This window comes from Bacteroides sp. 1_1_30, assembly GCF_020982715.1.
In the GTDB taxonomy this organism is placed as follows: Bacteria; Bacteroidota; Bacteroidia; order Bacteroidales; family Bacteroidaceae; genus Bacteroides; species Bacteroides xylanisolvens.
This window is the reverse complement of record NZ_JAJKHN010000028.1, coordinates 46,602-66,553: the sequence shown is the minus strand read 5'-3', so window position 1 is coordinate 66,553 and position 19,952 is coordinate 46,602. Positions and strand designations below refer to the sequence as shown.

The window sequence follows — 19,952 nt, the reverse complement described above, 5'->3', positions numbered from 1 at the left end:
TGAGCTAAAAATAATATATTATTTAACTTTTTGATGTGTTTACAACTTTTTTATGCGTTTCTGTCAAATAAATATGCTTTTTGTTGTCTTTATGTTATTTGTAATGTGTATATTTGCAGTCGAAATAAAAATATCATAATATGTGTGGAATAGTAGGCTATATTGGTAAACGAAAAGCCTACCCTATCCTTATAAAAGGGCTGAAGCGACTGGAGTATCGTGGATATGATAGCGCGGGGGTAGCAATCATCAGTGATGACCGACAGTTAAATGTGTATAAGACGAAAGGAAAAGTCTCCGATCTTGAAAATTTCGTCACACAAAAAGATATTTCCGGTACAATCGGAATTGCCCATACTCGTTGGGCTACTCACGGGGAACCTTGTTCCGCTAACGCCCACCCTCATTACTCTTCTTCCGAAAAGCTCGCTCTCATTCATAACGGTATTATTGAAAACTACGCCGTTCTCAAAGAAAAACTTCAAGCCAAAGGCTATATTTTTAAAAGTAGTACAGATACCGAAGTCCTTGTTCAATTAATAGAATACATGAAAGTCACTAATCAAGTCAGTTTGCTGACAGCCGTTCAATTGGCGTTGGGAGAAGTGATTGGTGCCTATGCGATTGCGATTCTTGATAAAGAGCATCCCGATGAGATTATTGCTGCCCGTAAGAGTAGCCCGCTGGTAGTGGGGATTGGAGCGGACGAGTTCTTCCTTGCTTCGGATGCCACTCCGATTGTAGAATATACAGATAAGGTGGTTTATCTGGAAGACGGAGAAATTGCTGTTCTCCATCTGGGAAAAGAATTGAAGGTGGTCAATTTGAGTAATGTTGAAATGACACCTGAAATTAAAAAAGTGGAGCTTAATCTCGGCCAGCTGGAAAAAGGGGGATATCCGCATTTTATGTTGAAAGAGATTTTCGAACAGCCCGATTGTATTCATGATTGTATGCGCGGACGTATCAATGTGGAAGCAGACAATGTGGTACTTTCCGCTGTGATCGATCATCGGGAAAAGCTACTGAATGCCAAGCGGTTTATTATCGTTGCCTGCGGAACTTCCTGGCATGCCGGACTGATTGGTAAGCATCTGATTGAAAGTTTCTGCCGCATACCGGTGGAAGTGGAGTATGCTTCCGAATTCCGTTACCGTGATCCGGTGATTGACGGACAGGATGTAGTGATAGCAATCTCCCAAAGCGGTGAGACTGCGGATACTTTGGCTGCTGTGGAATTGGCAAAAAGCCGCGGAGCATTTATATATGGTATTTGCAATGCTATCGGGTCTTCTATTCCCCGTGCTACTCACACCGGTTCGTATATCCACGTAGGTCCGGAAATCGGAGTCGCTTCCACCAAAGCGTTTACCGGACAGGTCACTGTGTTGGCAATGCTGGCATTGACGCTTGCCAAAGCGAAAGGAACAATTGACGAACGGCATTATCTTTCAATAGTACAGGAATTAAATCATATTCCGGAGAAGATGAAAGAAGTGCTGAAACTGAATGATACCCTGGCGGAGTTATCGAAAACGTTCACGTATGCACATAACTTTATTTACCTAGGACGCGGATATAGTTATCCTGTTGCATTGGAAGGTGCATTGAAATTGAAAGAAATATCGTATATTCACGCCGAAGGTTATCCGGCTGCCGAGATGAAGCACGGACCGATTGCCTTGATTGACGCGGAAATGCCGGTAGTGGTGATTGCCACGCAGAATGGACTGTACGAAAAAGTGCTAAGTAATATTCAGGAGATCAAGGCGAGGAAGGGAAAAGTGATTGCGTTCGTTACGAAGGGAGATACGGTTATCAGCAAGATTGCCGATTGTAGTATCGAACTTCCTGAAACAATAGAGTGTCTCGATCCGTTAATTACTACGGTACCTCTCCAACTTCTTGCTTATCACATTGCGGTATGTAAGGGGATGGATGTAGACCAGCCGAGAAATCTGGCGAAGTCGGTAACGGTAGAGTAATGTGATTTACAATTAGACAATTTACGATTTACGATTGAAGAATCAATGATAGATAGTAAGTTGTTTGATTGGCAGGTGGTAATTTAAATCGTAAATAGTAAATCGTCAAATCGTAAATAGTATAGATGGAACAATTGAAACATGAATGTGGCGTTGCCATGATACGCTTGCTTAAACCGTTGGAGTATTACGAGAAAAAGTATGGAACATGGATGTACGGTCTTAATAAGCTCTACCTGTTGATGGAGAAACAACATAACCGTGGACAGGAAGGTGCGGGATTGGCATGTGTGAAACTGGAAGCAAATCCGGGTGAAGAATATATGTTTCGTGAACGTGCTTTAGGCTCCGGAGCTATTACGGAGATTTTTGAAAATGTTCAAAACAACTTTAAGGAGCTCACTCCCGAACAGTTGCATGATGCTGCGTATGCCAAACGAGTCCTGCCTTTTGCCGGGGAAGTATATATGGGGCATCTTCGTTATTCCACTACGGGAAAATCCGGAATCTCATACGTGCATCCATTTTTAAGAAGAAATAACTGGCGTGCCAAGAATCTCGCTCTTTGCGGAAACTTCAATATGACGAATGTGGACGAAATATTTGCCCGTATCACTGCCATTGGTCAGCATCCGCGTAAATATGCCGATACATATATCATGTTGGAACAGGTGGGACACCGTCTTGACCGTGAAGTGGAGCGTGTATTCAATCTTGCCGAAGCCGAAGGGCTTACGGGCATGGGCATCACGCATTATATAGAAGAACATATTGATTTGGCAAACGTACTGCGTACTTCCAGTCGCGAATGGGATGGGGGATATGTTATTTGCGGATTGACCGGAAGCGGTGAATCTTTCGCTATCCGTGACCCGTGGGGCATCCGGCCTGCATTTTGGTATCAGGATGACGAGATAGCTGTTCTTGCTTCCGAACGTCCGGTTATCCAGACAGCTTTGAATGTTCCGTTTGAGGAAATCAAGGAACTGCAACCGGGGCAGGCTTTGCTGATTAGCAAAGAGGGAAAGATCCGTACTTCGCAAATCAATAAGCCGCGCGAAAATCAGGCTTGTTCTTTCGAACGTATCTATTTTTCCCGTGGCAGTGACGTCGATATTTATAAAGAAAGGAAACGGCTGGGCGAAAAGTTGGTTCCGAAAATACTGAAAGCAATCAATAATGACATCGATCATACGGTCTTCTCTTTTATTCCCAACACTGCGGAGGTTGCTTTCTACGGAATGTTGCAGGGACTGGATGATTACTTGAATGAGGAGAAAGTGCAGCAGATCGCTGTATTGGGGCATAACCCGAATATGGAGGAGTTGGAAGTTATTCTTTCCCGTCGTATTCGTAGCGAAAAGGTGGCAATCAAGGATATTAAGCTCCGTACGTTTATTGCCGAAGGAAACAGCCGTAATGATTTGGCTGCCCATGTGTATGATATTACATACGGAAGTCTTGTACCCGGTGTTGATAATCTGGTGATTATCGACGACAGCATTGTGCGCGGTACTACGCTGAAACAAAGTATTATCGGTATTCTCGACCGTCTCGGTCCGAAGAAGATTGTCATCGTATCTTCTTCTCCGCAGGTGCGTTATCCTGACTATTACGGTATTGATATGGCAAAGATGAGCGAGTTTATCGCCTTCAGGGCTGCTGTCGAACTTTTAAAGGAACGCGATATGAAAGATGTGATTGCGGCCGCCTACCGTAAATCGAAAGAGCAGGTAGGACTGCCGAAAGAGCAGATGGTAAACTATGTGAAAGACATTTATGCTCCGTTCACTGATGAGGAAATCTCTGCCAAAATGGTAGAACTGCTGACACCCAAGGGAACCAAGGCGAAAGTGGAAATCGTCTATCAACCGTTGGAGGGATTGCACGAGGCTTGTCCGCATCATAAAGGCGACTGGTATTTTAGCGGTAACTACCCTACACCGGGTGGTGTGAAAATGGTGAACCGGGCGTTCATCGACTATATAGAACAAATGTATCAATTCTAACAACCATACAACGATTCAATAATAAGAATGAGAAATGTGACATTAATCCTTGACGACGGGAGCCGGTTTTCCGGTAAGTCGTTTGGCTACGAGAAGCCGGTGGCGGGCGAAGTAGTGTTTAATACTGCCATGACCGGATACCCGGAGAGCCTTACTGACCCTTCATACGCCGGACAGTTGATGACGCTTACCTATCCTTTGGTAGGTAACTACGGTGTTCCTCCTTTTACTATCGAGCCGAATGGACTTGCCACTTTCATGGAAAGTGAGAAGCTCCACGCGGAAGCGATTATCGTAAGTGACTATTCTTATGAATACAGCCATTGGAACGCTGTGGAGAGCCTCGGTGACTGGTTGAAACGCGAAAAGGTTCCTGGTATCACGGGCATTGACACACGCGAGTTGACGAAAGTTCTTCGTGAACATGGAGTAATGATGGGGAAAATAGTATTTGAAAATGAAGAATTAAGAATGAAGAATGAAGAATTTCCGTCTTATAGCGATATAAACTATGTAGACCAGGTTTCCTGTAAAGAAATTATTCATTATTTCCCTAGTGGAACAAGCAGCCACAGCGCAGCTAATTCTTCATTCTTCATTCCTCATTCTTCATTAAAAAAAGTTGTTCTGGTAGATTGCGGTGTGAAGACTAATATCATTCGTTGCCTGCTGAAACGTAATGTTGAGGTGATTCGTGTACCTTGGGATTATGATTATAACGGATTCGAATTTGACGGACTGTTTATTTCTAACGGACCGGGGGATCCGGATACCTGTGATGCTGCGGTGCAGAATATCCGCAAGGCAATGGCAAACGAGAAACTGCCTATTTTCGGAATCTGCATGGGTAACCAACTGCTATCGAAAGCCGGAGGAGCCAAGATTTATAAATTGAAATACGGTCACCGTAGCCACAACCAACCGGTGCGTATGGTAGGTACGGAACGTTGCTTCATCACTTCGCAAAATCACGGTTATGCCGTAGACAATAATACGTTGAGTGCAGATTGGGAACCGTTATTTATTAATATGAATGATGGCTCTAACGAAGGAATCAAGCATAAAAGAAACCCTTGGTTTTCTGCACAATTCCATCCGGAAGCAGCGAGTGGACCTACGGATACGGAATTCCTGTTCGACGAATTTGTAAAACTATTATAACCCATATTCATCACGGATTATAAAAAATCTGTGTTAATCTGTGTAATCTGTGGTGAACTAGAAAGTAGAATCAATGAAAGAAAATATAAAGAAAGTATTGTTGTTGGGTTCCGGTGCCCTGAAGATCGGTGAGGCCGGTGAGTTTGACTATTCCGGTTCGCAGGCACTCAAAGCCTTGAAAGAAGAAGGCATTGAAACGATTCTTATCAATCCTAATATTGCTACGGTACAGACGTCCGAAGGAGTGGCGGATCAAATCTACTTCCTTCCGGTGACTCCGTATTTCGTAGAGAAAGTGATTCAGAAAGAAAAACCGGAAGGCATTATGCTGGCGTTCGGTGGTCAGACAGCCTTGAACTGTGGAGTGGCATTGTACAAAGAAGGTATTCTTGAAAAATATAATGTAAAAGTACTCGGTACTCCGGTACAAGCCATTATGGATACCGAGGATCGTGAACTTTTTGTTCAGAAATTGAATGAAATCAATGTAAAGACCATTAAGAGTGAAGCCGTAGAAAATGTGGAAGATGCCCGTCGCGCAGCAAAAGAACTGGGTTATCCGGTAATTGTCCGGGCGGCGTATGCATTGGGTGGCTTGGGCTCCGGCTTCTGTGATAACGAAGAGCAACTGGATATTCTTGTAGAAAAAGCGTTCTCTTTCTCTCCGCAGGTATTGGTGGAAAAATCTCTTCGTGGTTGGAAAGAAGTGGAATATGAAGTGGTGCGCGACCGTTTCGACAACTGTATCACAGTTTGTAATATGGAAAACTTCGACCCGCTGGGTATTCATACCGGTGAATCTATCGTTATTGCTCCGTCACAAACGCTTACTAACAAAGAATATCATAAACTTCGGGAACTGGCAATACGTATCATCCGCCACATCGGTATTGTGGGCGAATGTAATGTACAATATGCCTTCGACCCCGAATCCGAAGATTATCGGGTGATTGAAGTAAATGCCCGTCTTTCCCGTTCATCGGCTTTGGCATCTAAGGCAACGGGTTATCCGCTGGCTTTCGTTGCGGCCAAATTGGGACTGGGTTACGGACTCTTCGACCTGAAGAACTCTGTAACAAAGACTACTTCTGCTTTTTTCGAACCGGCACTGGACTATGTTGTATGTAAGATTCCACGTTGGGATTTGGGTAAGTTCCACGGTGTAGATAAAGAATTGGGATCTTCTATGAAATCTGTCGGTGAGGTGATGGCTATCGGTCGTACTTTTGAAGAAGCTATCCAGAAAGGGCTCCGCATGATCGGACAGGGAATGCACGGATTTGTAGAAAATAAGGAGCTAGTTATTTCCGACATCGACAAGGCTTTGCGCGAACCGACTGATAAACGTATTTTTGTTATCTCGAAGGCTTTTCGTGCCGGCTACACCATCGATCAGGTACACGAACTGACTAAGATTGATAAATGGTTCCTTCAGAAATTGATGAATATCATGCAGACTTCCGAAGAACTGCATAGCTGGGGAAATAATCACAAACAAATAGCCGATCTGCCAAACGAACTGCTTCGTAAAGCCAAGGTTCAAGGTTTCTCTGATTTCCAGGTTGCCCGTGCCATCGGCTACGAAGGTGATATGGAGGATGGTATTCTTTATGTCCGCAAACATCGTAAAGGGGCGGGTATTCTTCCGGTAGTGAAGCAGATTGATACTTTGGCAGCCGAATATCCGGCACAAACCAATTATCTGTATCTTACTTATAGCGGCGTGGCAAATGATGTTCATTACTTGGGCGACCATAAATCCATTGTCGTATTGGGGTCCGGTGCTTATCGTATCGGTTCTTCCGTAGAATTTGACTGGTGCGGTGTGCAGGCTTTGAATACTATTCGTAAAGAAGGATGGCGCAGCGTGATGATTAATTATAATCCTGAAACTGTATCTACGGACTACGATATGTGCGATCGCTTGTACTTTGACGAATTGACTTTTGAACGTGTGATGGATATTCTGGAACTGGAGAATCCGCATGGGGTAATTGTATCTACCGGTGGTCAGATTCCGAATAACTTGGCTTTGCGTTTGGATGCACAGCATATCAATATCCTTGGCACAAGTGCCAAGAGCATTGACAACGCTGAAGACCGTGAGAAATTCTCTGCTATGCTCGACCGTATCGGTGTGGATCAGCCCCGTTGGCGTGAATTAACATCTATGGATGACATTCAGGAGTTTGTTGAAGAAGTGGGTTTTCCTGTACTTGTCCGTCCGTCATACGTGCTTTCGGGAGCTGCAATGAATGTTTGTTCCAATCAGGAAGAACTGGAGCGTTTCCTGAAACTGGCAGCCAATGTCTCGAAAAAACATCCGGTAGTAGTAAGTCAGTTTATTGAACATGCCAAGGAAGTAGAAATGGATGCCGTGGCGCAGAATGGCGAAATTGTGGCATACGCTATTAGTGAGCATATCGAATTTGCAGGAGTACACTCCGGTGACGCGACTATTCAGTTCCCGCCACAGAAGCTATATGTAGAAACTGTTCGTCGTATTAAGCGTATCAGCCGTGAGATTGCCAAGGCTTTGAATATCTCTGGTCCGTTTAATATTCAGTATTTGGCGAAAGACAATGATATCAAGGTGATTGAATGTAACTTGCGTGCCAGTCGTTCTTTCCCATTTGTCAGCAAGGTACTGAAGATCAACTTTATTGAACTGGCAACCAAAGTTATGCTTGGCCTGCCTGTCGAAAAACCGGAAAAGAATCTTTTCGAACTGGACTATGTGGGAATCAAGGCTTCCCAATTCTCCTTCAACCGTTTGCAGAAAGCCGATCCGGTGTTGGGAGTAGATATGGCTTCCACCGGTGAAGTAGGTTGTATTGGTATGGATACTTCTTGTGCCGTATTGAAAGCAATGCTTTCTGTAGGCTATCGTATTCCGAAAAAGAATATCTTGCTTTCCACGGGTACCATGAAACAGAAAGCCGATATGATGGATGCAGCCCGTATGTTGGTGAATAAGGGATATAAACTCTTTGCGACGGGCGGTACACATAAAGCGCTTGCCGAGAGCGGTATTGAGAGTACTCATGTTTATTGGCCGAGTGAAGAGGGACATCCGCAGGCGTTGGAGATGCTTCATAGTAAGGAAATAGATATGGTAGTCAATATACCGAAGAACTTGACTGCCGGAGAATTAAGTAATGGGTATAAAATCCGTCGCGCTGCCATTGATTTGAATGTACCATTGATTACGAACGCTCGTCTGGCTAGTGCATTTATCAATGCTTTCTGTACAATGAGTGTGGATGATATAGCTATCAAGAGCTGGGCAGAATATAAATAAGATGATTATATTCTATTGAAATGAAAAGACAAAGGTCGTTCTTATTATTCGAGAGCGGCCTTTGTCTATTATTGTAGAAATACAATTTTTCGATTATTCAGTTGGAAAATTAAATACTCTTGGTCTTTATTTGCTGTTTTGGACATTTTAATGTAACTTGCGCGCTTATTTAAATAATATTTTTTTTTACAGGAGGATGATAGGTATGGATAATCATGTTGTAATAATGGCTGGTGGCATAGGGAGCCGTTTCTGGCCGATGAGCACTCCGGAATGTCCTAAACAATTTATTGATGTAATGGGATGTGGCCGGTCACTGATTCAATTGACGGCAGACCGGTTTGATGGTGTTTGCCCCAGGGAAAATATGTGGGTGGTAACTTCTGAAAAATACATTGATATTGTTCGGGAGCAGTTGCCGGAAATTCCGGAAAGTAATATTTTAGCGGAACCTTGTGCACGAAATACTGCACCTTGTATCGCATTTGCTTGCTGGAAAATCAAAAAGAAGCATCCCCATGCTAACATTGTAGTAACTCCTTCGGATGCATTAGTCATCGATACGGGCGAGTTCCGTAGAGTGATGGAGAAAGCACTTCGTTTTACGGATGATAGCAGTGCTATTGTCACAATAGGTATTCGACCGACTCGTCCGGAGACAGGCTACGGATATATTGCTGCTGCCAACCAGCTTCAAACAGATAAAGAAATTTATACAGTAGACGCATTCAAGGAAAAACCCGATAAAGAGACAGCAGAAAAGTATTTGGCGGAAGGTAATTTCTTCTGGAATGCGGGAATCTTTGTGTGGAACGTGCGTACTATCACTTCCGTGATGCGTGTATATGCTCCGGGTATCGCACAGATTTTTGACCGTATTTTCCCGGATTTCTATACGGAAAAAGAAAATGAAACAATCAAAAAGTTGTTCCCGACTTGCGAAAGTATTTCTATCGACTATGCGGTGATGGAAAAAGCGGAGGCAATTTACGTGTTACCGGCTTCTTTCGGCTGGTCGGATTTAGGCACATGGGGAGCACTTCGCGGTCTTTTGCCACAGGATAAATCGGGAAATGCTACGGTAGGAACCGATATACGTTTGTATGACAGTAAGAATTGTATTGTGCATGCCAGCGAAGAAAAACGAGTTGTCGTTCAAGGACTGGATGGATATATCATCGCGGAGAAAGATAATACATTACTGATTTGTAAATTGGAAGAGGAACAACGGATTAAAGAGTTCTCGAAATAAAGATTATTTCGTTTGCTGATATTCGTGTGGTGTCATTCCTGTCATTCGTTTGATATTCAATTGAAAGCCGGAGTTAAGCACTCCGGCATTATTTTTATAATTGCACTTCGATATTTAATTTTCCACCAAGTCCACGTTCTACAATATCAAATAATGTTTTGAGAGTAATATTTTCTCCATCGTTTTCAACTTTTGATATGAATGTACGTTTCTTGTCAATGCGACTTGCAAGCTCTGCTTGTGTCATCTCTAATTTTTCTCTGGCACTTCGTATCTTAAAGCCAATGCGCAAAGCCTCAAGTTCTCGCTCAAGCCTGTCTCGTTCCGGTGCTCCAACTTCACCGTAATACTCATTTTTAATTTGGTCTAATGTCTTTGTATTCATTCTAAAATCTCCTTTTCTTTTTCTTTATAATAGTCGGTCATAAGCCGTTCTGCTCTTTTTATTTCTTCTGGTGGTGTTTTTTGTGTCTTTTTCTGAAAGCCACTTAACAAAACAACCAATTTATTACCGTCAAAGAAACAAAAAATGCGGAAGATATTATTGCCTAGTTGCACGCGAACCTCAAATAGTCCATTAGTACCTTCTATGTATTTTAGATATGTCGTTGGGATTCGGTCTATCTGCTCGATAATATCTAGCACTTTGATGATTTTATCGCGAACCTTCTGTGGTTGTTTCTTGAAAAAATCATCAAAATATTCTTTATATGTTATGACTTCTCTTACTTTCATTTTACAAAGGTAACTTATAAATTACATAAAAGCAATTTTAGGCTACTTTTTCTTTAATTTTTCTCATCATTTTATCCATTATCTCTTCAGAACATTTTGCCAACTCATAGAGAGTGACTGTATTCAGGAAATCCCTATCTTTGTCTTTCGAAGAAACCAAAGAAATAATGGATATGAAAAGAATGATTTTCAGTTTCTCCTTTTTACTGTATGTAGCAGGAGCGTATGCGCAGATAACATTGGAAGAATGTCAGCGGAAGACGCAGGACAATTATCCGCTGGTACATCAGTATGGTTTAGTGGAGAAGACAAAGGAATATAATCTGGAAAATGCAGCCAAGGGATATTTACCTCAATTTGCTCTTTCGGCTAAGGCCTCTTATCAAAGTGATGTCACAGAAATTCCGGTAAAACTTCCCGGAGTAGATTTAAAAGGATTGCCCAAAGACCAATATCAGGTCATGTTGGAGTTGCAACAGAAGATATGGGACGGGGGAGGAATCCGTATGCAGAAGAAGCAGACGATTGCAGAGGCTGAAGTGGAGAAAGAAAAACTGAATGTAGATATGTATGCGCTGAATGACCGTGTGAATGATCTTTATTTTGGAATTCTCCTGCTGGACGAGCAAATCAAACAGAATACATTGTTACAAGATGAGTTAGAGAGAAATTATCGTCAGATTACTGCTTATGTGGAAAATGGAATAGCCAATCAAGCTGATTTGGATGCAGTGAAAGTGGAGCAGTTGAATACAAAACAGAAAAGAATTGATTTAGTATCATCACGGGCAGCTTATTTGAAAATGCTTTCGCTGTTGGTAGGAGAAGCACTGTCTCCGGAGACGGTGCTGGAGAAACCTGTACCTCAAAGTACGGTTTCGGCTGTCAGTGAGATTCGTCGGCCGGAGTTGGCTTTGTTTGATGCACAGGGAGCCGGACTGCAAGTGCAGGAGAAGGCTTTGAATGTGCGTCATCTTCCGCAGTTCGGACTGTTTGTACAGGGGGCATACGGAAATCCCGGATTGAATATGCTGAAGAATGAATTCTCTCCTTATTATATGGCAGGTGTCCGGCTTTCATGGAATTTCGGTAGTCTGTATACTTTGAAAAATGACCGTCGGGTGATCGAGAAGAAAAGGCAGCAACTGGATAATAACCGGGATGTATTCCTTTTCAATACAAGACTGGAAATGACGCAGCAGGATCAGGCTATCCATTCTTTGGAGAAGCAAATGCGGGATGATGATGAAATAATCCGGTTGCGTACAAATATCCGTAAAGCTGCCGAAGCAAAGGTGGCAAATGGAACATTGACCGTGACTGAAATGTTACGTGAACTGACTAATGAGAGCTTGGCGCGTCAGTCGAAAACTATGCATGAGATTCAACGGTTAATGGGAATTTATCAATTGAAATATACAATAAATGATTAATATAACTTCTCCGGATATGAAAAGAATAACAAAAATAGGAATGTGGGGGATAACGCTGATGATGTTATCTGCCTGTGAAAATGGAACACCTGATTATGACGCAACCGGTACATTTGAAGCTACGGAAGTAATAGTGTCCGCCGAGGCTGCCGGAAAATTGCTACGACTGGAAGTAGAAGAGGGAACAAAGCTGAAAGCGGGTGAGGAGATCGGGTTGGTAGATACGGTACAATTGTATTTAAAGAAACTGCAATTGGAAGCCAGTATGAAATCGGTAGAAAACCAGCGTCCTGATCTTGCCAAACAGATTGCCGCTACCAAACAGCAAATTGTCACGGCAGAGCGTGAGAGGAAACGGGTGGAAAACTTGCTTGCTGCAGGTGCGGCCAATCAAAAACAACTGGATGATTGGGACGCGCAAGTCAAATTACTCGAACGGCAGCTCGTTGCACAGGAATCATCGTTGCGTAATAGTACGAATAGCCTTACAGAACAAGGCAATTCGGTTGCTATACAGGTAGCGCAAGTGGAGGATCAGTTAGCTAAATGTCATGTTCAGTCACCTATCGCAGGTACAGTATTGGCTAAATATGCGGAAGCCGGTGAATTGGCGGCTATCGGCAAGCCTTTATTTAAGGTGGGCGAAGTGGATCGTATGTATTTGAGGGCTTACATCACTTCCGAACAGTTATCAAAAGTGAAACTGGGAGATCAAGTGACTGTGTATGCTGACTATGGCAACTCGGAGCAGAAAGCTTATCCGGGGGAAGTGACTTGGATTTCCGATCGTTCGGAATTCACTCCAAAAACAATTTTGACGAAGAATGAACGTGCTAATCTGGTATATGCAGTGAAGATTGCGGTGAAGAATGACGGAGCGTTGAAGATTGGTATGTATGGCGGAGTAAAATTAAAGAATGAAGATTAAAAATTAAAGTCAGGGAGATGGAGAAGGATGTACCCATAGTGGTTGTGAAAGAAGTCGGCAAGAGCTATGGAACGGTGGAAGCGCTGAAAGAGGTTTCTTTTGTGGTAGAACGGGGAGAGATCTTTGGGCTGATAGGTCCTGACGGTGCCGGTAAGAGTACCTTATTCCGTATTCTGACTACTTTGCTGCTGGCAGATAAGGGAACGGCCACGATTGGCGGACTGGATGTGGCAACAGAATATAAACAGATTCGTACGAAGGTTGGATATATGCCCGGTCGTTTTTCACTTTACCAGGATCTTTCAGTAGAGGAGAATCTGGAGTTTTTCGCTACCGTATTCCATACGACTGTTCAGGAGAACTATGATTTAATTAAAGATATCTATCAGCAGATAGAACCGTTCAGGAAAAGAAGGGCAGGGGCTTTGTCGGGTGGTATGAAGCAGAAACTGGCATTGAGTTGCGCTTTGATTCATAAACCGGATATTTTATTCCTGGATGAACCCACTACCGGAGTGGATCCTGTGTCGCGCAAGGAATTTTGGCAAATGCTTCGTAACTTGCGGGAACAGGGTATTACTATTGTTGTTTCTACTCCCATCATGGATGAAGCCCGGCAATGTGACCGGATTGCTTTTATCAATCATGGAAAGATTCATGGCATTGATACCCCCGAGCGTATTCTTCAGCAATTTGCATCCATCCTTTGTCCTCCTTCTTTGGAACGGGAGGAGGTGAGACATGAAACCGCTCCGGTCATTGAAGTGGAGCAGTTGACAAAGTGTTTTGGTAATTTTACAGCGGTAGATCATATCTCCTTTCAGGTGAACCGGGGAGAGATATTTGGCTTCCTGGGTGCTAACGGTGCCGGAAAGACTACAGCCATGCGCATGCTTTGTGGATTGAGCAAACCGACATCAGGCATAGGAAAGGTGGCAGGATATGATATTTTCCGGGAAGCTGAACAAGTAAAGAAGCATATCGGCTATATGAGCCAGAAATTTTCGCTGTATGAAGATTTGAAAGTGTGGGAGAATATCCGTCTGTTTGCCGGGATTTATGGGATGAAAGAGCAAGAAATAGAGCGGAAGACAGAAGAATTGTTGGATCGCCTGGGGCTTGCTGACGAGCGGGATACTTTGGTGAAGAGCCTTCCGGTGGGGTGGAAGCAGAAATTAGCTTTTTCAGTTTCAATCTTCCACGAGCCGAGAATTGTTTTTCTGGATGAGCCGACGGGTGGAGTAGATCCCGCTACGAGAAGGCAGTTCTGGGAATTGATTTATCAGGCAGCCGACCAGGGAATCACCATATTTGTCACTACCCATTATATGGATGAAGCGGAATATTGTAACCGGATATCTATCATGGTGGACGGTCAGATTAAAGCTCTTGATACACCTGCCCGTCTGAAGCAACAATTCGGTGCAGAAACGATGGATGATGTTTTTCAGCAATTAGCCCGCGGTGCGGTGCGCAAAGCAGATTGATTATGAGACAGTTTATAGCTTTTGTAAAGAAGGAATTTTATCATATTTTCCGTGACCGGCGAACCATGCTGATTTTGTTGGGGATGCCGGTTGTACAAATTATACTATTCGGTTTTGCCATCAGTACAGAGGTGAAAAATGTCCGGTTGGCGGTACTCGATCCTTCTAATGATGTGGTGACACGAAAGATTATTGATCGTTTGGACGCCAGTGAATATTTCACTGTTACCACGCGTTTTCATTCGCCCCAGGAAATGGAAGCTGCTTTTCTGAAGAATAAGGTTGATATGGCTATTGTTTTTAGCGAACGTTTTATAGATGATCTCTATACGGGTGATGCTCGTGTGCAGCTGGTAGTAGATGCGACAGATCCGAATATGTCGACTTCGCAGGTTAATTATGCAACGGGAATTGTTTCTATGGTAGGTCAGGAAATGATGCCGCCCAATATGTCGGCTGCCCGTTTAACGTCGGATATAAAATTGTTGTATAACCCGCAAATGAAGAGTGCTTATAACTTTGTTCCGGGGGTAATGGGGTTGATCTTGATGCTGATTTGCGCTATGATGACCTCGATTTCCATCGTTCGTGAAAAAGAGACGGGGACCATGGAAGTATTACTGGTTTCGCCTGTGAAGCCACTATTTATTATTTTGGCAAAGGCTGTGCCTTATTTTGTGTTGTCGTTTGTCAATCTGATAACAATTCTTTTACTTTCGGTCTTTGTGCTGGATGTTCCGGTAGTAGGAAGTTTGTTCTGGTTGATAACCGTCTCTTTGTTGTTTATCTTCGTATCCTTGGCGTTGGGCTTATTGATTTCATCAGTCACGCGTACACAGGTTGCGGCCATGCTGGTTTCCGGTTTGATGTTGATGATGCCCACGATGCTTTTATCGGGGATGATTTTCCCTATTGAGAGTATGCCGTTGATACTTCAATGGATCTCGGATATACTTCCGGCACGTTGGTATATTCAGGCTGTGCGAAAGTTGATGATTGAAGGAGTGCCTGTTGTATTGGTATATAAGGAGATTGGTATCTTATTATTGATGGCGACGGTACTTATTACGGTTAGTATCAAGAAATTCAAGTATAGATTGGAGTAGATAAGAATAATATGTTAATGTGCCAATTGGCTGTGTTATACTACATGGCATTGACATATAAACATATCAGCAAATTGAAGAATTATTTATGATAAAGTTCCTGATAGAAAAAGAGTTTAAACAATTGCTTCGCAATTCGTTTCTTCCGAAATTGATTCTTGTATTTCCATGCATGATTATGCTATTGATGCCTTGGGCGGTAAATTTGGAAATCAAGAATATACAGCTGAATATTGTGGATAATGACCATTCGGCTATTTCACAACGTTTAGTGAATAAGATTGCTGCCTCCACTTACTTTCGCTTGGTAGAAGTACCGGCTTCGTATGAAGAAGGTCTTCGAAACATTGAAATTGGAACGGCTGATATTGTGATGGAAATTCCGAGGCATTTGGAACGGGATTGGATGAATGGAGAGGATGCTCATGTATTGATAGCAGCTAATGCCGTGAATGGAACGAAAGGCGGTCTGGGCAGTTCTTATTTGTCTTCTATCATTAATGATTATGCAGCCGAACTACGTTCGGAACATCCCGAAGCAGCTACCGTTTCTGGCACTTTCCCTTCCATACAGGTTGATACGCAGGGATTGTTTAATCCGAATCTGAACTATAAGCTCTATATGATTCCGGCATTGATGGTCATGTTGCTGACTTTGATTTGTGGTTTCCTGCCTGCGTTGAATGTGGTTAGCGAGAAGGAAGTGGGGACAATAGAGCAAATCAATGTGACTCCGGTTCCGAAGTTTGTTTTTATTTTGGCAAAGCTCCTGCCTTATTGGCTGATTGGTTTTCTGGTGCTGACGGTGTGTTTCATATTAGCCTGGTTAATTTATGGCATAGTACCTGTCGGGCATTTTCTGTTGATTTACTTTTTCGCGGTTCTTTTTGTTCTGGTGATGTCCGGCTTCGGACTAGTCATTTCCAACTATTCAGCAACGATGCAGCAATCAATGTTTGTTATGTGGTTCTGTTTGTTGGTGGTGATCTTGATGAGCGGTTTGTTTACCCCCGTTAGCAGCATGCCGGAATGGGCACAAATAATAACGATATTCAATCCTTTGAAGTATTTTATGGAGGTGATGCGAATGATATATCTGAAGGGGAGTGGTTTCTTTGATTTGCTGCCGCAGTTCGGAATATTGTTGCTTTTTGCAGTCGTGTTTAATAGTTGGGCGGTAATTAGCTATCGGAAGAACAACTGAAGATAATAAGGGGGCAGTCCGAAAACCCTGTGGGTATGTTATGTTAATAAGGCGGCATTGCCTGCAAAGACAATAAAAAAACAGCTCGTTTCCCTTTAAGGGAGAGAGCTGTTTTTGATCCTTTTCATCACCGTCTCCGGTGAATAGTAAGTGGTTACTGTATTACTTTATTTCGATTTGTCTATTTGGCTTCTTTACTTCTTCTTCAGAGAGTTTCGGAAGTTCGATATTTAGAACGCCATGTTCTACAGATGCAGCAATTTTCTCTTTGTCTACATTATCCGGTAGAATCATAGTTTGCTGGAACTTAGAGTATGAGAATTCGCGACGCAGATAGCGACCGTCTTTCTTTTCCTCCTTGTTTTCTGTCTTCTTCTCCATGCTGATAACGAGGTTATTGTCTTCATCAATGCGAACATTGAAATCATCCTTCGTCATACCCGGAGCAGCCAATTCCACTTTGTATTCTTTTTCTGTTTCCAAAACATTAATTGCAGGTGCAGTAGCATTTGCTTTTACCATCCAATCGTTATCAAAGAAATCATTAAAGATACTTGGTAACCAACTTTGAGTTCTTCTAACAGGCATCATAATTTTAGTCTCCTATCTTTAAGTTAAACATTCAGTTAATTATTCTTGAACTTCGGTATTTTCACTTCTGATGGTACCGGTTGTCCCGGTTTCCATCGTCTGCTCTCGAACCGTTGTTCGCTTCTATAAGTGCAAACCTTATGCCAAGTGATTTTTGAGACTAAAATTGTCTATTTGTCATTATAATAATGCCAATTTTGCAATAATGATGACAAAATGTATTCTATTTTTATTTATTTTATATAAGATAGATATTAATTTGATAATATGTCTATTTCTTCTCGATTAGTTTGAATCTCATTCTTAATGTTTGCCTTTCTTCGTCATAGTCATAGCTAATGATTTTGAAAGTTCCCATTTCAGAAGTATTTGATACATGCAATCCGATACAGGCACAGGCGTCATAATCTCCAATGCGGACAATGCGAAGGGTAGGACTTGCGTCAGCAGGTAGTTTGCTTAAATCTACTATGTCTTTGGCCTGTTCATGTGTCATATACTCAACAGTCACAGGTAGGTTTTGACTAATTGCTTCATTTACTATCTCTTCAATGGATTGGATCTGTTCCGCTGTCGGACATGAAGAAAGTATATAGTCGCATTTGCTCTTTTTTCTTTCGATGTGGGCATTGCGAGAACGCGGGCAGCCAAAGGTTTTTACCATGGTTGCATTGAGTAAATGCTCTGCTGTATGCATAGGAGGATACTCCTGCTTGTTGTGGTCGTTGAGTTGAATTTGTTGTTCCATAAATTATTTCAATAACTTTTTATTTTTGATATCTTCTAGTATGCTCATTTGTTGAATTGCTATTTGATTTAATTTGATAAGTCTGTCTTTGGGTGTCAAACCTTCATTTATGAAAACGGCATTTAAATTTTCCATGTTTGATAAGCAGATAAGTTCATTGATTGAGGCATAATCACGAATATTACCTTTTAAATTAGGGTGTGTATCACGCCATTCTAAGGCTGTCATTCCAAACATAGCTACATTAAGGATATCAGCTTCGCTGGCATAAATCATGGATGCTTGCTGTGGGGTGATTTCTTGAGGGATAAGATGCTGCTTGATTGCATCAGTATGAATATGATAATTAATTTTAGATAGTTCTCGCTTCGCTGACCAACCAATTTGAGCTTGCTCTTGCTCTTTGAGACGTTGGAATTCTTTTACTATATATAACTCAAATTCAACAGAAATCCAACTTGCAAATTTGAATGCAATATCTTTGTGAGCAAAAGTGCCGCCATATCTTCCGGATTTGGATATGAGTCCAATAGCACAGGTCGTTTCTATCCATTTTTGAGGAGAAAGAGTGAATGCATTTAAACCTGCTTCTTTTTTAAACCCCTCGAATTCGAGGGGTTTAAAATGGGGGTTATATAATATTTCCCATAATCCTAGATATTCAATAGTCATTCTATTACGTAGCCAGTTGGCAATAACAGTATTAGCATCTGTTGTCTTGTATTTAGCTATGTCGGTTAAAGAAATATAATCTGTATCGTTGATCTTTAAGATAGTAACGTCTGTGGTCTGAACTGTAATCTTTGCCATATTCTGATTTTTCAGTAAAGGTAAAGTTATATTTGGGAATAAAGAAACGTATATCACTTTTTATTCAAGGTATGTTAAACTCACTTCTAATATATAGGCATAAAAAAAGGAGCAACGCCTTGCTCCAACCTTTGTTAACCTTAAATCTAATACTATGAAAAACACAGTGCAAAGATACGGACTATTGGGGAATTAGCAAATAATCCAAGTAAAATAGTATGTTATATAACATAGATTAAGAAAAACTTCTTTCGTCTTAACGGTTATTCGATATTTTGGGCGTCTATGTATGGAGTTTTTTCTATCTTTGTGCAAAATATCATATTACTAATACTTAATATAAACATGGATAAAAGAAGATTAAGCCAATGGATGTTATTGGCTGTTGTTTGCTTGAGTTTCTCAATAGGAGAAAGCTATGCACAGAAAAATGATTTTGGAAATTTAGCTCGTTATTCAAAACAAAATGCTGCACTTCCAAAGGCGACGAAGAAAGACAAACGAGTTATTTTTATGGGAAATTCCATTACGGAGGGCTGGGTACGTACTCATCCGGACTTTTTCAAATCAAACGGTTATATCGGCCGTGGAATCAGTGGGCAGACTTCTTACCAATTCTTGTTGCGTTTTCGGGAAGATGTGATTAATCTTTCTCCTGCTTTAGTGGTGATTAATGCCGGAACCAATGATGTCGCCGAAAATACACAAACTTATAATGAAGATTATACATTTGGAAACATCGTTTCTATGACAGAATTGGCAAAAGCAAATAAGATAAAAGTGATTCTGACTTCCGTATTGCCTGCCGCTGCATTTAAATGGAGAATGGAAATAAAAGATGTTCCACAGAAAATTAAATCTTTAAATGATCGGATAGAGGCTTATGCAAAAGCTAATAAAATTCCGTTTGTTAATTATTATAAGGCAATGGTGGATGAAAATCAGGCCTTGAATCCCCAATATACTAAAGATGGAGTTCATCCGACAGGCGAGGGGTATGATATTATGGAGCCATTGATAAAAGCTGCTATTGAGAAAGCACTCTAAGGTTTATTGATGTAAATTTTGAAATATAAATGCTGTCTGATAATCAAGTTAGGCAGCATTTATTGTGAATGTGCACTTCTAATGGATATAGTTGTTGAAAAGGTTTTAGATGACGTATAGACATAAAAAAAGGAGCAACGCCTTGCTCCAACCTT

Annotated in this window: 16 protein-coding genes; 11 read left to right on the top strand and 5 right to left on the bottom strand. The window is 41.8% G+C overall.

The features are described from left to right. The first annotated feature begins 140 nt into the window (after positions 1–140). The 5 genes from glmS to LPH68_RS10380 all read left to right on the top strand — a co-directional run bounded on the left by glmS (position 141) and on the right by LPH68_RS10380 (position 9,708). Complete coding sequence (glmS, locus tag LPH68_RS10400; RefSeq protein ID WP_004315736.1) at positions 141–1,985, top strand: glutamine--fructose-6-phosphate transaminase (isomerizing); 1,845 nt, start codon at positions 141–143, stop codon at positions 1,983–1,985. A gap of 125 nt (positions 1,986–2,110) precedes the next feature. Continuing rightward, positions 2,111–3,994: an amidophosphoribosyltransferase gene (locus LPH68_RS10395; RefSeq protein WP_151923180.1), complete on the top strand. Its 1,884-nt coding sequence runs from the start codon at positions 2,111–2,113 to the stop codon at positions 3,992–3,994. 27 nt (positions 3,995–4,021) lie between these two features. Then, positions 4,022–5,155 carry a glutamine-hydrolyzing carbamoyl-phosphate synthase small subunit gene (gene carA / locus LPH68_RS10390; RefSeq protein ID WP_230296925.1) on the top strand — a complete coding sequence of 378 codons (1,134 nt, stop codon included), beginning with the start codon at positions 4,022–4,024 and terminating at the stop codon, positions 5,153–5,155. Positions 5,156–5,228: 73 nt separating this feature from the next. After that, a complete protein-coding gene (gene carB, locus LPH68_RS10385) occupies positions 5,229–8,456 on the top strand; it encodes a carbamoyl-phosphate synthase (glutamine-hydrolyzing) large subunit (protein ID WP_151923179.1) in 3,228 nt (1,075 codons plus the stop codon). 205 nt (positions 8,457–8,661) lie between these two features. Then, positions 8,662–9,708 (top strand): mannose-1-phosphate guanylyltransferase, encoded by a 1,047-nt coding sequence (locus LPH68_RS10380; RefSeq protein WP_117809201.1) that lies wholly within the window; start codon positions 8,662–8,664, stop codon positions 9,706–9,708. Between the two features lie 94 nt (positions 9,709–9,802). On the opposite strand, the gene LPH68_RS10375 is transcribed toward LPH68_RS10380, so the two are convergent. Both LPH68_RS10375 and LPH68_RS10370 read right to left on the bottom strand, forming a co-directional pair. After that, positions 9,803–10,093 carry a helix-turn-helix transcriptional regulator gene (locus LPH68_RS10375; protein WP_049702581.1) on the bottom strand — a complete coding sequence of 97 codons (291 nt, stop codon included), beginning with the start codon at positions 10,091–10,093 and terminating at the stop codon, positions 9,803–9,805. Beyond that, positions 10,090–10,443, bottom strand: a complete 354-nt coding sequence (locus LPH68_RS10370) for a type II toxin-antitoxin system RelE/ParE family toxin (RefSeq protein ID WP_007752298.1) — start codon at positions 10,441–10,443, stop codon at positions 10,090–10,092. Before LPH68_RS10370 ends, LPH68_RS10375 begins: the two co-directional genes overlap by 4 nt. 173 nt (positions 10,444–10,616) lie before the next feature. On the opposite strand from LPH68_RS10370, the gene LPH68_RS10365 reads away from it, so the two are divergent. The 5 genes from LPH68_RS10365 (at position 10,617) to LPH68_RS10345 (ending at position 16,601) form a co-directional block, all read left to right on the top strand. Next, on the top strand, positions 10,617–11,876 hold the full coding sequence (locus LPH68_RS10365; protein ID WP_141409353.1) for a TolC family protein: 1,260 nt from the start codon (positions 10,617–10,619) through the stop codon (positions 11,874–11,876). 16 nt (positions 11,877–11,892) lie between these two features. Then, the gene (locus LPH68_RS10360) at positions 11,893–12,804 is read left to right on the top strand and encodes an HlyD family secretion protein (RefSeq protein WP_120144383.1); all 912 of its coding nucleotides are present in this window, start codon (positions 11,893–11,895) and stop codon (positions 12,802–12,804) included. A gap of 17 nt (positions 12,805–12,821) precedes the next feature. Beyond that, the gene (locus tag LPH68_RS10355) at positions 12,822–14,291 is read left to right on the top strand and encodes an ATP-binding cassette domain-containing protein (RefSeq protein WP_120144374.1); all 1,470 of its coding nucleotides are present in this window, start codon (positions 12,822–12,824) and stop codon (positions 14,289–14,291) included. A 2-nt stretch (positions 14,292–14,293) separates the two neighbouring features. Then, entirely contained in the window at positions 14,294–15,397 is a 1,104-nt protein-coding gene (locus LPH68_RS10350) for an ABC transporter permease (RefSeq protein WP_141409352.1), read from the top strand. 88 nt (positions 15,398–15,485) lie between these two features. After that, entirely contained in the window at positions 15,486–16,601 is a 1,116-nt protein-coding gene (locus tag LPH68_RS10345; RefSeq protein ID WP_134985723.1) for an ABC transporter permease, read from the top strand. A gap of 162 nt (positions 16,602–16,763) precedes the next feature. On the opposite strand, the gene LPH68_RS10340 is transcribed toward LPH68_RS10345, so the two are convergent. The 3 genes from LPH68_RS10340 to LPH68_RS10330 all read right to left on the bottom strand — a co-directional run bounded on the left by LPH68_RS10340 (position 16,764) and on the right by LPH68_RS10330 (position 18,750). Next, complete coding sequence (locus LPH68_RS10340) at positions 16,764–17,192, bottom strand: Hsp20/alpha crystallin family protein (RefSeq protein ID WP_004300008.1); 429 nt, start codon at positions 17,190–17,192, stop codon at positions 16,764–16,766. A 271-nt stretch (positions 17,193–17,463) separates the two neighbouring features. Next, the gene (locus LPH68_RS10335; protein ID WP_074705229.1) at positions 17,464–17,940 is read right to left on the bottom strand and encodes a hypothetical protein; all 477 of its coding nucleotides are present in this window, start codon (positions 17,938–17,940) and stop codon (positions 17,464–17,466) included. 3 nt (positions 17,941–17,943) lie between these two features. Beyond that, positions 17,944–18,750 (bottom strand): KilA-N domain-containing protein, encoded by an 807-nt coding sequence (locus tag LPH68_RS10330; RefSeq protein ID WP_151923178.1) that lies wholly within the window; start codon positions 18,748–18,750, stop codon positions 17,944–17,946. A gap of 345 nt (positions 18,751–19,095) precedes the next feature. Here LPH68_RS10330 and LPH68_RS10325 point away from each other — a divergent pair, with 345 nt between their 5' ends. Beyond that, positions 19,096–19,797 (top strand): SGNH/GDSL hydrolase family protein, encoded by a 702-nt coding sequence (locus LPH68_RS10325; RefSeq protein WP_008016251.1) that lies wholly within the window; start codon positions 19,096–19,098, stop codon positions 19,795–19,797. Positions 19,798–19,952: the final 155 nt, after the last annotated feature.

Bases quoted from the DNA above. Each gene is read 5' to 3' on its own strand.
- glmS (WP_004315736.1), top strand. From the start codon at position 141: ATGTGTGGAATAGTAGGCTATATTGGTAAACGAAAAGCCTACCCTATC.
- LPH68_RS10395 (WP_151923180.1), top strand. From the start codon at position 2,111: ATGGAACAATTGAAACATGAATGTGGCGTTGCCATGATACGCTTGCTT.
- carA (WP_230296925.1), top strand. From the start codon at position 4,022: ATGAGAAATGTGACATTAATCCTTGACGACGGGAGCCGGTTTTCCGGT.
- carB (WP_151923179.1), top strand. From the start codon at position 5,229: ATGAAAGAAAATATAAAGAAAGTATTGTTGTTGGGTTCCGGTGCCCTG.
- LPH68_RS10380 (WP_117809201.1), top strand. From the start codon at position 8,662: ATGGATAATCATGTTGTAATAATGGCTGGTGGCATAGGGAGCCGTTTC.
- LPH68_RS10375 (WP_049702581.1), bottom strand. From the start codon at position 10,093: ATGAATACAAAGACATTAGACCAAATTAAAAATGAGTATTACGGTGAA.
- LPH68_RS10370 (WP_007752298.1), bottom strand. From the start codon at position 10,443: ATGAAAGTAAGAGAAGTCATAACATATAAAGAATATTTTGATGATTTT.
- LPH68_RS10365 (WP_141409353.1), top strand. From the start codon at position 10,617: ATGAAAAGAATGATTTTCAGTTTCTCCTTTTTACTGTATGTAGCAGGA.
- LPH68_RS10360 (WP_120144383.1), top strand. From the start codon at position 11,893: ATGAAAAGAATAACAAAAATAGGAATGTGGGGGATAACGCTGATGATG.
- LPH68_RS10355 (WP_120144374.1), top strand. From the start codon at position 12,822: ATGGAGAAGGATGTACCCATAGTGGTTGTGAAAGAAGTCGGCAAGAGC.
- LPH68_RS10350 (WP_141409352.1), top strand. From the start codon at position 14,294: ATGAGACAGTTTATAGCTTTTGTAAAGAAGGAATTTTATCATATTTTC.
- LPH68_RS10345 (WP_134985723.1), top strand. From the start codon at position 15,486: ATGATAAAGTTCCTGATAGAAAAAGAGTTTAAACAATTGCTTCGCAAT.
- LPH68_RS10340 (WP_004300008.1), bottom strand. From the start codon at position 17,192: ATGATGCCTGTTAGAAGAACTCAAAGTTGGTTACCAAGTATCTTTAAT.
- LPH68_RS10335 (WP_074705229.1), bottom strand. From the start codon at position 17,940: ATGGAACAACAAATTCAACTCAACGACCACAACAAGCAGGAGTATCCT.
- LPH68_RS10330 (WP_151923178.1), bottom strand. From the start codon at position 18,750: ATGGCAAAGATTACAGTTCAGACCACAGACGTTACTATCTTAAAGATC.
- LPH68_RS10325 (WP_008016251.1), top strand. From the start codon at position 19,096: ATGGATAAAAGAAGATTAAGCCAATGGATGTTATTGGCTGTTGTTTGC.